This window comes from Rothia kristinae NBRC 15354 (genome assembly GCF_001570865.1).
In the GTDB taxonomy this organism is placed as follows: domain Bacteria; phylum Actinomycetota; class Actinomycetes; order Actinomycetales; family Micrococcaceae; genus Rothia; species Rothia kristinae.
The window spans coordinates 57156-70872 of sequence record NZ_BCSM01000005.1; the positions used below are offsets into that span (position 1 = coordinate 57156).

General features: G+C 71.9%; 13 protein-coding genes. 5 read left to right on the forward strand and 8 right to left on the reverse strand.

Translation table 11 applies throughout. From position 1 onward, the window contains the following. Positions 1–83: 83 nt before the first annotated feature. Complete coding sequence (locus tag KKR01S_RS10960; protein ID WP_061225399.1) at positions 84–884, forward strand: hypothetical protein; 801 nt, start codon at positions 84–86, stop codon at positions 882–884. 129 nt (positions 885–1013) lie between these two features. Here KKR01S_RS10960 and disA read toward each other — a convergent pair whose 3' ends face one another. From disA to KKR01S_RS11465, 3 genes are all read right to left on the reverse strand, one after another. Next, positions 1014–2084 (reverse strand): DNA integrity scanning diadenylate cyclase DisA, encoded by a 1071-nt coding sequence (disA, locus tag KKR01S_RS04575; RefSeq protein WP_061225400.1) that lies wholly within the window; start codon positions 2082–2084, stop codon positions 1014–1016. A gap of 122 nt (positions 2085–2206) precedes the next feature. Next, complete coding sequence (gene radA, locus KKR01S_RS04580) at positions 2207–3610, reverse strand: DNA repair protein RadA (RefSeq protein WP_061225401.1); 1404 nt, start codon at positions 3608–3610, stop codon at positions 2207–2209. Between the two features lie 156 nt (positions 3611–3766). Next, positions 3767–4990: an FUSC family protein gene (locus KKR01S_RS11465; protein WP_109562243.1), complete on the reverse strand. Its 1224-nt coding sequence runs from the start codon at positions 4988–4990 to the stop codon at positions 3767–3769. A 206-nt stretch (positions 4991–5196) separates the two neighbouring features. Here KKR01S_RS11465 and pstS point away from each other — a divergent pair, with 206 nt between their 5' ends. Genes pstS through pstB form a run of 4 tightly spaced genes read left to right on the forward strand, consistent with a single transcriptional unit; the run spans position 5197 to position 9161 of the window. After that, complete coding sequence (gene pstS / locus KKR01S_RS04590; protein ID WP_058731656.1) at positions 5197–6300, forward strand: phosphate ABC transporter substrate-binding protein PstS; 1104 nt, start codon at positions 5197–5199, stop codon at positions 6298–6300. Further along, entirely contained in the window at positions 6297–7214 is a 918-nt protein-coding gene (pstC, locus tag KKR01S_RS04595; RefSeq protein ID WP_058731657.1) for a phosphate ABC transporter permease subunit PstC, read from the forward strand. Before pstS ends, pstC begins: the two co-directional genes overlap by 4 nt. Beyond that, positions 7211–8344, forward strand: a complete 1134-nt coding sequence (gene pstA / locus KKR01S_RS04600; protein ID WP_081101557.1) for a phosphate ABC transporter permease PstA — start codon at positions 7211–7213, stop codon at positions 8342–8344. The genes pstC and pstA overlap by 4 nt, the downstream gene beginning before the upstream one ends. 37 nt (positions 8345–8381) lie before the next feature. Continuing rightward, positions 8382–9161: a phosphate ABC transporter ATP-binding protein PstB gene (gene pstB, locus KKR01S_RS04605; RefSeq protein WP_058731658.1), complete on the forward strand. Its 780-nt coding sequence runs from the start codon at positions 8382–8384 to the stop codon at positions 9159–9161. 30 nt (positions 9162–9191) lie between these two features. Here pstB and KKR01S_RS04610 read toward each other — a convergent pair whose 3' ends face one another. The 5 genes from KKR01S_RS04610 to KKR01S_RS04630 all read right to left on the reverse strand — a co-directional run bounded on the left by KKR01S_RS04610 (position 9192) and on the right by KKR01S_RS04630 (position 13636). After that, positions 9192–10199: an inorganic phosphate transporter gene (locus KKR01S_RS04610; RefSeq protein ID WP_058731659.1), complete on the reverse strand. Its 1008-nt coding sequence runs from the start codon at positions 10197–10199 to the stop codon at positions 9192–9194. Between the two features lie 3 nt (positions 10200–10202). Next, on the reverse strand, positions 10203–10820 hold the full coding sequence (locus tag KKR01S_RS04615) for a DUF47 domain-containing protein (RefSeq protein WP_058731660.1): 618 nt from the start codon (positions 10818–10820) through the stop codon (positions 10203–10205). A 270-nt stretch (positions 10821–11090) separates the two neighbouring features. Beyond that, positions 11091–11720, reverse strand: coding sequence for a hypothetical protein (locus KKR01S_RS04620; RefSeq protein ID WP_061225402.1), 630 nt, complete (start codon positions 11718–11720; stop codon positions 11091–11093). A gap of 110 nt (positions 11721–11830) precedes the next feature. After that, on the reverse strand, positions 11831–12631 hold the full coding sequence (locus tag KKR01S_RS04625; protein WP_061225403.1) for a hypothetical protein: 801 nt from the start codon (positions 12629–12631) through the stop codon (positions 11831–11833). Positions 12632–12742: 111 nt separating this feature from the next. Further along, entirely contained in the window at positions 12743–13636 is an 894-nt protein-coding gene (locus KKR01S_RS04630; protein ID WP_058731665.1) for an SDR family oxidoreductase, read from the reverse strand. Between the last annotated feature and the right edge of the window lie 81 nt (positions 13637–13717).

Below are 13717 nucleotides of genomic sequence, written 5' to 3' on the forward strand. Positions count from 1 at the left end.
CCGCGGAAAGGCGGCTTCCGGCGGGTCCGGGATGGGAGTGAGCCAGGACGCGGCGGCGGGGAGAATTGGGTAATCTGAGGGCCATGGCTGACTACGAAGAATTCGACGGTGACGGGGAAGAGTACGAGCGCGAGGCGCCCGAGGTCTATCGCAGGCGGCGCATCATCGCCGCGATCATCGCGATCCTCGCGATCATCCTGGTGGTGTGGGCGCTGGTCTTCGCCTTCCAGCGGCTCACCGACTCCGGGGATGACACCGCCGCAGCCTCCAGCGCCGCCGCCGGAGACAACTTCGACAGCTTCAGCGCCCGTCCCACCGGCGGCGCCTCCGGGTCCGCCTCGGGCTCCGCCTCCGCCCAGCCCTCGGCCTCGGCCTCCGCGGAGGCGACCCCCACCGGCGAGTCCACGGCGTCGGCCGACGCCGAAGGCACCGAGGCCAGCGCCACCCCCACGGACCAGGCCGCCGCACCCACCCCGGAGCCCACGACGCAGCAGCCCGTGCAGGCCTGCTCCGACGCCTTCACCGTGAGCACCACGGTGGACAAGCAGGTCTACGCCGCGGGGCAGCAGCCGGTCATCACCACGACCGTCGCCAACGGCTCGCAGAACCCCTGCACCGTGGATCTCGGCTCCGCGAACACCACGTACCAGATCACCTCCGGCCCGGCCAACGTCTACAGCAGCCAGACCTGCCAGGCCCAGCCCACCCACGATGAGGCCACCCTGCAGGCCGGGGCGAAGCAGACCACGAGCCTCACCTGGGATCGCGGCATGAACGCCTACGGCTGCGGTCAGGCCGCCCAGCAGGCCAAGACCGGGTACTACTGGGTCACCGCGACCGTCAACGGCGTGAGCTCCCAGCCCACGCTCATCGTGATCCAGTAGCCGCGTCTCATCGACCGCGCTTCACGCCCGGCGCCGGACCCGCTCAGGGACATCCGGGGCCGGGCGCGGTGCGTTCGCGTGGGCGGCAGGGCTGCGTCTCTTCCGGTGCAGGGCGCCCGCCGCGGGGTCTCACATGAACCGCTCCAGCAGGCTGGATTCGGCGGTGCGGGCCAGGGATTCGCGGATGCTGCGGGCGCGTTGCTCGCCGACCCCGTCCACGGCGCGCAGATCCTCCAGATTCGCGGCCATCAGCGCCTGCAGACCGTCGAAGCGCTCCACCAGCCGGTCGGCCACGGCCCGCGGCAGCGACTTGATCCCGGCCAGCAGCCGGTGCCCGCGCGGAGCCACCGGCACGTCCAGGTCCCCGGCCCCGGGCAGTCCCACGGTGCGGGCCACCACCGCCAGATCCGCCAGCTCCGCCGGGTCCAACCCGGCCACCGCCTCCCGGGCCTGGGCCAGTGCGGCCGCGTCGGGCGGAACCGGGAGGTAGTCCAGCAGGAGGGCATCCGCATCGGGCTGGCCCAGGACCAGCTCCTCCAGCTGCATCTGCACCATCCGCCCCTCGGTGCCCAGCTCGACGACGGCCTGGTCCACCTCCGCGGTGATGCGCCGGACCAGCTCCAGCCGCTGCAGGGCCGCGGCGACGCTGCGCACGGTCACATCGGACTCGATCTCCAGGGAGGCGAGGTTCGCGAACTCCTGATCCAGCCGGTGGGTGTAGCGCTCCAGGGTCTGCAGGGCCTGGTTGGCGCGGAACATGATGGCCTGGGAGTCCTCCAGGGGGTAGCGGACCCCGTCCGCGTAGATGGTGATGATGCCCATGGAGGCCGAGACGGAGACCACGGGGAAGCCGGTCTGCTTCGCGACCCGCTCGGCGGTGCGGTGCCGGGTCCCGGACTCCTCCGTGCGGATGGCCGGATCCGGCATCAGGTGCACCCCGGCCCGCAGGATGCGGGTCACGTCCCGGTCGCACACGATGGCCCCGTCCATCTTGGCCAGCTCGCGCAGGCGGGTGCCGGTGAACTCGATGCCGATGTCGAAGCCGCCGGTGCCGATGGCCTCGACCATCCGGTCCGTGCCGAGCACCACCAGCGCCCCGGTGCCGCCCTGCAGGATGCGCTCGAGACCCTCCCGCAGCTCGGTGCCGGGGGCGAGCAGGGCGAGGGTCTTGGTCAGCAGATGGGTCCGCGCGGTAGCCACCCGTCCATCTTAGGTGCGCGGGCCCCGACGACGCCCGACGACGCCTGGGGCCGCGCGGATCGACCCGCCGGCCGTCCCCCGGGGGAGCAGCGACGGGTTCCCGTGCCGGCCGGACTGGGGCTTCAGCCCTTGGTGCGCCCCGGGAAGAGGGTGGCCACGGCCTCCACCACGGAGGCGACCTCCTTGACGGTGAAGCCCTCCGGGACCTGCCCGACCCCGGCGGGGGAGGCGGGCACGAGGGCGTGGGTGAAGCCCAGCCGTGCGGCCTCGGCGATGCGCTGGCGGATGCCCGGCACCGCGCGGACCTCACCGGCTAAGCCCACCTCCCCGAAGACCACCAGGCGCCGCGGCAGCGGCTTGTCCTCCGCGGCGGAGGCCAGGGCCATGACGGTCGCCAGATCCGCGGCCGGCTCGCTCAGGCGCACCCCGCCGACCGTGGAGAGATAGCAGTCCATCTTTCCGACGCCGAAGCCGGCTCGCCGCTGCAGCACGGCCAGCAGCATCGCGGTGCGCTGGGCGTCCAGCCCGGCGGTGGCCCGGCGCGGCTGGGAGGTGGAGGACTCGTCCAGCAGCGCCTGGACCTCGGCCAGCAGGGGGCGGCGGCCCTCCAGGGTCACGCTCAGGCAGGTCCCGGCCACGGGCACGGGGGTGCGGGAGACGAACAGACCGGACGGGTCCGAGACCCCGGTGATGCCGTCCTCCAGCAGGTCGAAGCACCCGACCTCATCCGTGGGGCCGAAGCGGTTCTTGACCGCGCGTAGCATCCGGATGCGGGAGTTCTTATCCCCCTCGAACTGGCAGACCACATCCACCAGGTGCTCCAGCAGCCGGGGTCCGGCGATCGCGCCCTCCTTGGTCACATGCCCCACCAGCAGGGTGGTCATGTTCCGCCGCTTGGCCTCGGCGATGACGGCCGCGGCAACCTCCCGGACCTGGGTGACCCCGCCGGCGGAGCCGTCCACCTCCGCGCTGGCCAGGGTCTGCACGGAGTCCAGGATCAGCAGGGTCGGGTTGATCCGTTCGATGTGGGCCAGTGCGGCGCCGAGGTCCGTCTCCGCGGCCAGGTACAGGGTGTCCGCATCCGCGCCGATCCGGTCCGCGCGCAGCTTCACCTGGGCGGCGGATTCCTCCCCGGTCACGTACAGCACGTCCCGGGTGCTCCCGGCCCCGCGGGCGAAGGTCGCCGCGACGTCCAGCAGCAGCGTGGACTTGCCGACGCCGGGCTCCCCGGCCATCAGCACCACGGCCCCGGGCACCAGCCCGCCGCCGAGCACGCGGTCGAACTCGGCGATGCCGGTGGAGGCGGCGCGGGCGAGGGTCGCGTCCACCTGGGTGATGGGCTGGGCGGGGGTCTGCACGCTGGCCGCGGCGCTGGTGCGCGGCCCGGAGGCGACGGCGCCGACCTCCTCGATGGTGCCCCACTGCTGGCATTCCCCGCAGCGGCCCACCCATTTGGCCGTGGTCCAGCCGCATTCGCGGCAGCGATAGGCGTTGGCGGCGCGGGGGCTCTTGCGTGCGGGGCTCATGTGCCCAGGGTAGAGGCCCCGACTGACAGATCGAGCAGGCGCCTCCCCGCCCTGAGATGCGGGTTTCGTGTTGAGTTGCGCCGTTCGTGTTGAGATGCGTCCCGCCGTGCGGCATCTCAGCACGATCCCCGCATCTCAGCACGAATCCGGAGCGCCTCAGTCCGAGTCCCGCCGGGTGCGGGACCCGGGCCGGTCGTCCTCCTCCGGGTCCACCACCGGCAGCGCCTCGGTGAGCTCCTGGCGGATCTGCACCGGGATGGTGCTGGCCTTCGCGTAGGGCAGGCCCGTGGCCGCCAGCAGGTCCACGCTCAGCGGTCGGATCAGCATCACCAGGGACTCGCCCTGGTAGGTGCGCACCCCCAGGGCCGCCGGATCCAGGCGCTGGGCCACCCGGGTCAGGTCCGCCCGGGCGCGAGCGGAGAAGGCCTCCCGGGCCGTCGTCGAGCCGCCGGCGAAGGACGCCCCGATCAGGTCTACGGCCTCGGCCAGCTCCGTGAGGATCTCCTCCAGGGCCGCCACCGCCTGGGGCCGCAGCCGCACCGTGCGGATCACGGCGGTCAGGCGCCGGGCCAGCACCCGGGTGTTGCGCACCGCGTGATCCAGGGCGTCCAGGCAGCGCTCGTAGGCTTCGATCTCCTCCAGGCGGCCGCGCCGCAGCAGGGTGAACCGCGCCTGCTCCCGGCCCATCTTCAGCGCGGACTCCAGGGCCGTGATGCTGGGCTGGGTGCGCCGGCTGCGGCGCAGGGCGCGCTGGGCGCGCTCGGCGTCGTACCCGCCCAGGGCCGCCGCGATCTCGCGCAGCACCGCGGAGAACTCCCCGCTCAGCGTGCGGAAGCCCCGCCGGGCCTCCCGGCTGGGATCCCGCGGGGAGATCGCCATGATCGCCAGCGCGAAGCAGGCCCCCACGATGGCGTCCAGGCTGCGGGCGAAGGGCCCGTCCACCGACGGCGGGAGGATCACCACCAGCACGGACTGCAGGCCCATCTGGGTGGTGAAGATCGTGCCGTTGTCCAGGAAGCGGGCCAGCAGGATCGAGACCAGCAGGACGACGGAGGCCTGCACCAGGCCCTGACCCAGCACGTGCATCAGCACATCGCCGACCGCGATGCCCAGGGTGCACCCGAGGGAGACCTCCAGGATGCGGCGCAGATGCACCGAGCCGTTTCCGTAGCCGAGGGAGACGATCGCGGCCGTGGCGGAGAACAGCGGACCGTGGTGGCCCAGCACATGCTCGGCGAAGGCGTAGGCTCCGACCGCTGCGATCGTGATCTGCAGCGACTGCCCGAAGCCCGCGCGCACCCGGCCCAGTCCCGTGCGGGTCCGACGACGGGCGTGGTCCAGCACGGCGCCTGCACGCCCGGCGATCCCGCTTCCGCTCATGCCCCCATGGTACGGAAAGCGTCCCGGGCGGGGTTCGGTCGGGTGCGGACGGGGCGCCCGAGTGTTCACCCGGCGTTCACCCGGGATCGGGCCTCGGGTCACCTGCCCTGCGTACGCTCGAGACCGCGGGCCCGGACCGGGCCCCGCACCACCATCGGTCCCCGCGCAACGGGGCGCACACCAGACCCATAGGGAGAAGAACCCACATGAAGATCTCGCGCATCGGCCGCTGGGCCGCCCTGGCCGCCGTCGGCTCCCTCGCCCTGACTGCCTGCGGCTCGGACGACGCCACCGGCTCCGGGGACTCCGGCTCGGCGGGCTCGGACTCCTCCGTGTCCGGGACCCTCTCCGGGGTCGGCGCCTCCTCCCAGCAGGCGGCCATGACCGCCTGGCAGTCCGGCTACCAGTCCGCCCACTCCGGGGCCACCGTCCAGTACTCCCCGGACGGCTCCGGCGCCGGGCGCGAGGCCTTCCTGGCCGGCGGGGCCAGCTTCGCCGGCTCCGACGTCCCCCTGACCGACGATGAGGTCGAGAAGGCCAAGTCCCAGTGCGGCGACGGCGGCGCCATGGACATCCCCGTCTACGTCTCCCCGATCTCCGTGGCCTTCAACCTCAAGGGCATCGACTCCCTGAACCTGGACGCCAAGACGATCGCGGAGATCTTCTCCGGCAAGATCACCCAGTGGAACGACCCGGCGATCGCGGATCAGAACGAGGGCACCGACCTGCCGGACACCAAGATCACCACCGTGCACCGCTCGGATGACTCCGGGACCACCAAGAACTTCACCGACTACCTCGCTGACGCCTCGCAGGGCGCCTGGACCGAGAAGGCCTCCGGCAACTGGCCCTCCGGGCTGTCCGGTGAGGCCAACAAGGGCACCTCCGGGGTCGTGTCCACCACCAAGACCACCGAAGGCGCGATCACCTACGCCGACTCCTCCGCCGTGGGGGACCTGGGCGCCGCCAAGATCAAGGCCGGGGACGGCTACGTCTCCCACGAGGAGGAGAACGTCGCCCGCGCCGTGGAGAACGCCAAGCGCCTGGATGGCCGCTCGGAGCACGACATCGCCCTGGAGATCGACCACGAGGGCACCGACGGGGCCTACCCGATCGTGCTGGTCTCCTACCACATCATCTGCTCGGCCTACGACAAGCAGGAGACCGTGGACCAGGTCAAGGCCTTCGAGACCTACGTGACCTCCGAGGACGGGCAGAAGGCCGCCGCGGACGCCGCCCACTCCACCCCGCTGCCCCAGAAGCTGCGGGATGAGGCGAAGGCCGCCATCGACACCGTGAAGACCAAGTGAGCGCCAAGTCCTCCTCTCCGGCCCAGGACCGGATCTTCGCCGGGCTCGCCCTCGCGGCGGGCCTGGTGATCCTGGTCGTCCTGGCCGGCGTCGCCCTGTTCCTCGTGCTGCGCGCGAAGGATCTGGTGGGCACGCCGGCCGGGGACTTCACGGGCGGAGACGGCTTCATCGGCTACATCCGCCCGCTGGTGGCGGGCACCCTGATCAGCGCGCTGATCGCCCTGCTGATCGCCACCCCCGTGGGCATCGGCGTCGCCCTGTTCGTCTCCCACTACGCCCCGCGGCGCCTGGCCGCCCCGGTCGGCTACGTCATCGACCTGCTGGCCGCGATCCCGTCCGTCGTGTTCGGCGCCTGGGGTGCCTCCGTCCTGGCTCCCAAGATCGTGCCGTTCTACGACTGGCTGGCCGATGAGCTGGGCTTCCTGCCGATCTTCGCCGGCCCGGCCTCGGCCACCGGCAAGACCATCCTCACCGCGAGCATCGTCCTGGGGATCATGATCCTGCCGATCATCACCTCGATGTGTCGGGAGATCTTCGCCCAGACGCCGGTGCTGCAGCAGGAGGCGGCCCTGGGTCTGGGTGCCACCCGGTGGGAGATGATCCGGATGACGGTGCTGCCCTTCGCCCGGGCGGGGATCGTCTCCTCCGTGATGCTCGGGCTGGGTCGGGCTCTCGGGGAGACCATGGCCGTGGCCCTGGTCCTGTCCGGCGGGGCCTTCAACCCCTCGCTGATCCAGTCCGGGAACCAGACCGTGGCCAGTGAGATCGCCCTGAACTTCCCGGAGGCCTACGGGATGCGGATGAACGAGCTGATCGCCGCCGGCCTGGTCCTGTTCCTCATCACCCTCGTCGTCAACATGCTGGCCCGCCTGGTCGTGGCCCGCTACCGGCACTTCTCGGGAGCCGACGCATGAACCAGCCCTCCACCGCATCGTCGCAGCGCACCCAGCTGGGTCACCGGCTGAGGACCCGCACCGCCCCGGCCTGGCTGCCGTGGGTGATCGGGGTCCTCGCCGTCATCCTCGGGGCCGCGGCCTCCGCGCTGATCGGCTTCGGCATCGCCTCCTGGGCGATCTTCTCCGCCCTGATCCTGGTGATCGCGGGCCCGCTGGCCGTCGCCGGGATCGAGGGACGACGCCGCGGGGCCGACGCCTTCGCTCGCTACCTCGTCTGGGGGGCCTTCCTGCTGGCCCTCGTCCCGCTGGTCTCGGTGCTGTGGGTCGTGCTCGCCCGGGGCCTGCCCGGGCTGAACGCGCACCTGCTGACCACCTCGATGGGCGGGGTCACCGGCGTCACGGACAACGCCGCGGCCGCCGGCGAGGGCCCCGTGTACGGCGGGGCCTACCACGCGATCGTCGGCACCCTGGTGATCACCTTCTGGGCCACCGTGATGTCCGTGCCGATCGGTCTGCTGACCGCGATCTACCTGACCGAGTACGGCGGGGCCACCCGCATCTCCCGGGCGATCGCCAAGACCATCACGTTCCTCGTGGACGTGATGACCGGCATCCCCTCGATCGTCGCCGGTCTGTTCGCGGCCGCGTTCTTCGTGCAGATCCTGGATGACCCCTCCGCGCGCTTCGGCTTCATCGCCTCCGTCGCCCTGTCCGTGCTGATGATCCCGACGGTCGTGCGCAGCGCGGAGGAGATGCTGCGGATCGTGCCCAACGAGCTGCGGGAGGCCTCCTACGCCCTGGGGGTGCGCAAGTGGCGCACCATCGTCAAGGTGGTCATCCCGACGGCGATCTCCGGGATCTCCTCGGGCGTGACCCTGGCGATCGCCCGCGTCATCGGGGAGACCGCGCCCATCCTGGTCACCGCCGGGTTCGTCACCACCATCAACTGGAACGCGTTCTCCGGCTGGATGACCACCCTGCCCACGTACATCTACTACCAGATCATGACCCCGACCTCGCCCACCAGCCCCCAGATCTCGGAGGGCCGGGCCTGGTCCGCGGCGCTGATCCTCATCGTCGTCGTCATGCTGCTGAACCTCGCCGCCCGGCTGATCGCCCGGATCTTCGCCCCGAAGTCCGGCCGCTGACGCCCCCGCACCCGCCACCCCAAGGAGAGCCTGCCCCGTGTCCAAGAGCATCGACGTCGAGCACCTGAACGTCTACTACGGCGACTTCCTGGCCGTGCAGGACGTGAGCATGCAGATCCGCGCCCGGTCCGTGACCGCGTTCATCGGGCCCTCCGGCTGCGGCAAGTCCACGTTCCTGCGCACCCTGAACCGGATGCACGAGGTCATCGCGGGGGCCCGGGTGGAGGGTTCGGTGCGCCTGGACGGGGAGGACCTGTACGGCAAGGGGGTGGACCCGGTGCGGGTGCGCTCCCAGGTCGGCATGGTCTTCCAGCGGCCCAACCCCTTCCCCACGATGTCCATCCGGGACAACGTGCTGGCGGGGGTGAAGCTGAACTCCCGGCGCCTGCCCAAGGCCCAGGCCGATGAGCTGGTGGAGTCCTCCCTGCGCTCGGCGAACCTGTGGGAGGAGGTCCGGGACCGGCTGGACAAGCCCGGGGCCGGGCTCTCGGGCGGTCAGCAGCAGCGGCTGTGCATCGCCCGGACCATCGCGGTGAAGCCGGACGTGATCCTCATGGACGAGCCCTGCTCGGCCCTGGACCCGATCTCCACCCTGGCCGTGGAGGATCTGATCCACGAGCTGAAGGAGGAGTACACGGTGGTGATCGTCACCCACAACATGCAGCAGGCCGCCCGCGTCTCGGACCGCACCGCGTTCTTCAACATCGCCGGCACCGGCAAGCCCGGCCGGCTCATCGAGTACGCCCCCACCCAGGAGATCTTCAACAACCCCAAGGAGCAGGCCACGGAGGACTACGTCTCCGGGCGCTTCGGCTGAGCGCTCAGCCCCCTCGGTGGGGCCTCCCTCTCACAGCAGCGGGGACAGCGCCAGCAGCAGCACCGCGGCCAGGACCGCGCAGGCCGGGACCGTGAGCACCCAGGTCAGCAGGATCTTCCCCGCGACCTGGGAGCGCACCGCGGTGAACCGCTGCGTGGACCCGGCCCCCAGCACGGCGGAGGCCGACAGGTGCGAGGAGGAGTACGGCTCCCGCAGCACCGCCCCGGTGCCGAGGCTGAGCAGGCTCGTCGTGGTCATCGCGACCGCCCCGCGGAACGGGTCCACCTGCACCATCCGGGTGGCCAGGGTGCGGGCGATCCGCCAGCCGCCGCCGAGGGTGCCCAGCACCATGAGCGCGCACAGCACCGCCCCGGCAGCCAGCGCCACGGCGCTGGGCGGGGTGATCCCGGCGCAGCCCAGCAGCAGCCCGCCCAGCAGCAGCAGCCGGTGGCCGAAGTACATGCCGTGGCTCAGGGAGACGACGGCGGCGCTCAGGCACAGCAGATAGCGGGAGCGATCGTTGACGGTGCGGGGGCTGGCGTGGCGCAGCAGCCGCACCAGCAGCACCGCCGCCAGCCAGGAGACCGCGTAGGCCAGCAGCGGGCCGGTCACCAACGGCAGCCACACGGAGGCCAGCAGCTGGCTCGCGGCGTCGGCCGGGGCGTCCAGGTCCACGGCGCGGGCGGCCCACCCCGCCCCCAGCAGGGCCCCGATCAGGGCGTGGGTCGAGGAGGAGGGCATGGCCCGCCACCAGGTGGCCAGCTCCCACAGGATCGCGGTGGCCAGGACCGCCGTGAGCATCCCCAGCCCGTCGGTGCTGGAGGGGACCCGCAGCCAGTCGTGGGCGGTCTCCGGCAGCGTCGCCAGCCCCACCCCGAAGCCGATGGCGGTGCACACGGCGGCCAGGGCCAGCGCGGTCGTCGCGGTCAGGGCGCGGGTGCGCACGGCGACGGCGATCGCGTTGGGGGCGTCGTGGAAGCTGCCGATCACGGCGAAGCCCGCGAGCAGCAGCAGGCTCAGGGCGAGCAGGAGGGCCACCGGTCAGGACTCCTGCACGAGGATCCGGCCGACCTCCGTGGCCACCGCGCGCAGGTGGCGGGCCGCGGAGTCCAGCTTGTCCGCGAACTGCGCGGTCTGCTCGTAGCGGCGGGGCTTGAGGGATTCGATGAGGTCCGCTCGGTACAGGTCCCCGGTGCGGGTGGACTGCTTGGCCATGCGCAGCACCTCCACCCAGTACTCGTCCAGACCCTCCAGGTCGGACAGGTGGTGCATGGCCTCCGCGGTGAGGGAGGCCTGACGCTGGATGAGGTCCAGCAGGTCCGAGGCGCGGGAGGAGAACTGGTCCAGGCCGTTGATGACGATCGTGTGGGTCGCGGCCGCGAGATCCTCCCCCGCGGTGTTCAGGTGGTGGGCCAGCAGATACAGGTCCCCGCGGGGCAGGGCGGTGACGAAGGAGGAGCGCACGTCCGTCATCACCGCGAAGAACAGGTCCGTGCACCGGCCTTCGATGTCGAAGGCCTGCTCGAGCAGCTCGGGCCGGTCCTCCACGGGGGAGCCCATGGTGCGCGAGACCGCGGAGGCGGCGTCGATGACGAGATCGGCCATCTGGGAGAGCAGGGTCAGGGCCCGGTTCTCCTGGGGGAACAGTCGTAGTGCCACGCGGTGCTTCCGGCTTTCCGGTCGAGGGGTGGTCGGGGTGCCGCTACACCATAACCGGGCAAGGTTAACGACGACGGCCCGCCCCGGGGATTCGGGGCGGGCCGTCGGATGAGGAGGTGGGCACTGGACCGGGAGCGCCTCTCGGCGGAAGGCCGCTCGAAGCGGCTTGATGATGGAGCCCGGGGCTACCAGCGGCCCAGTGCCGCCCTCCCAGTCTGGTCCCGCACCGCGGGGGCTGTCAACGAGCCCGCGCGGTGCCGGGAAGGCCGCTCAGTAGGCCGTCGGGGCCTGGCGGGCGGCGGTGACCGCGCGGTACCAGGCGGAGGAGGGCTTCAGGAACAGGAGGATCACCCCGATGATGAAGACGATCGTCCCGATGCTGCCGAGGAGGCCGCCCGTCGCCAGGCTCGCGAGGACGCCCAGGGCGGAGAGGGCCGCGAAGACGAGCAGGACGATGCGCGCCCAGTTGCGTCCCTTGCCGGCGAACCACACGAACAGGGCTCCCACCGCACCCATGAGGATGTAGGCCACGAGCGCCGTGATCCGGGCCGCGCTTGCCATCGTGGAGACGGTGGTGGCATCGACGGTCTGGCCGTTGACCTGGGCCTGCTGGGTGTAGGTGGCTTCGAAGTCCAGGGTCAGGGCGGCGATGATGCCGAGGACCACGGTGAGCGCCAGCGAGATCCACAGGATCAGGAGGCCGGTGCGCACCTGCTGGGGCTTCTGCTGGAGCAGCTGGTCCACGGAGCCGGCGGCCTGAGGCTGACCGGCGTAGGCGGGGGCTCCGTACTGCGGGGCGCCCTGGCCGGTCTGGTGCTGCGGGTAGCCCTGCTGGGGCTGGCCCTGGCCGTACTGCGGGGTGCCGCCGTCGGCGGGGTTCTGCTCGGGCTGCTGCGACATGATCGATGTGCTCCTTCGAAGGGGTCTCGGGGTGTGCGTCGTGCGTCTCGAGTGAAGTTGGTGTGCATCACCCATTCCACCAGATCACCGCGGGAAAGTCCCGCGGTGAGTCAGTAGCCGCGGCGCAGGACCTGCACGGTCTGGAACCACCGGGAGACCGGCTTGGTCCACAGCATGAGCACCCCCACCAGGTAGGCGACCTCGGCGATCAGCGTCATCACCGAGCTGATCCAGAAGGCCGGGCCGGTGGCCTCCTGCATCAGGGTGTCGATCTCCGGGTTCTCGGCGGCCAGGACCGTTCCGATGACGGGCAGGGCGATGAGCGCGAAGAGCGAGGCCAGGGCCTGCAGCCCGGCGATGATCGCGAAGACCAGCGAACTCACCCGCGCCCAGTTGGCCCCGCGCAGGCACAGCCACAGGAAGGCCGCCCCCATCACGTAGACCCCCAGGCCCAGGACCGCGCCGATGACGCCGCCGGCCACCTCGAGGGCGCCGCCGGAGATGAGGTTCTCGTCGATCATGCTGACCAGGCTGCCCAGCAGGGCCAGTCCGCAGCCGATCCAGCCGATGAGCACCCCGGTGCGCAGCCGCTGCGGGGCGGGGCCCGCCTGCCGGACATCACCGGGCTGGGGCACATACCCTCCGGAACCGGTCGCATCGCCGTAGCGGGGGACGCCGCCGGGGGCCCCGCCCGGCTGGGCACCCTGCCCATAGACCGGTGCACCCTGACCATGCGTCGGCGCGCCCTGGCCGTAGCCGGGGGCCTGCTGGTACCCGGCGTGGCCCGGGGCGGGTGCCCCCGCGGCGGGCCCGCCCGCGGCGTCGGCGCCGTCCTGCGGGGCGTACTGGCCGTAGCGCGGTTGGGGACGGTCGCGGCTCGGGTCCTCGGGGGAAGAAGGGGGCTGGGTCATCTCATCCTCATTCGGTCGGGGCGGTCTGGGACCGGTGGTGGTGCATACCACCAGTTCACCAGAAAAACCGCGACGGCGCGCCCCCGCCGGGGACGCGCCGTCGAGAGGAGGTCACGGGGTCGGAGCGCCGCCGTTGACGTCCAGCACTGAGCCGACCACGTAGCTGGACTCCGCAGAAGCCAGGTACACGTACGCCGGGGCGATCTCCACGGGGTGACCGGCCCGCCCCAGCCAGGACTGCTGGCCGAAGCCGTCCAGCTTCGCATCGGGCTGCCCGTCGGTGACCTGCAGCGGCGTCCAGAAGGGCCCCGGAGCCACCGCGTTCACGCGGATCCCCTGCGGGGCCGCCTGCTGGGCCAGGGACTTGGTGAAGGCCTTGATCGCGGCCTTCGTCGCGGCGTAGTCCGGGAGCACATCCGAGGGCTTGTAGGCCTGCACCGAGGTGGTGTTGATGATGGTCGAACCGGCCGGCATCACCCGCAGCGCCGCCCGGGACAGGGTGAACATCGCCTGCACGTTGAGGGCGAAGCTGCGATCCACCTGGTCATCGGTGAGCTCCTGGATGCTCTCGGACCAGAACTGCATGCCCGCGTTGTTGACCAGGATGTCCAGCCCGCCCAGCTCCTGAACGGCGGCCTCCACCAGCCCGTCCCGGTACGAGGCCTCCAGCAGATCCCCCGGCAGCAGCGCCGCGGTGCGGCCCTCCGCCCGGATCAGCTCGGCGACCGCCTGGGCGTCCTCCTCCTCATCCGGCAGGTAGGCGATCGCGACGTCGGCGCCCTCGCGGGCGAAGGCGATCGCCACGGCCGCGCCGATCCCGGAATCGCCCCCGGTGATCAGGGCCCGACGCCCGGGCAGGCGCCCCAGACCCCGGTAGGTGCGCTCGCCGCGATCCGGCTTCGGCTCCAGGCGGGCATCCAGCCCGGGATTGGGCTGGTGCTGGGGATCCGGGTTCAGCTGCGGGTAGGCGGTCACCGGGTTCGCGAACTCCAGCTGGGAGGCCACGGGGGTGCGCTGCTCATCGGTCACGCTCTGCTCCTTATGTTGAGGGCCCGGGGTCACCGGGCCGGGGTGCGCGCCGACGCC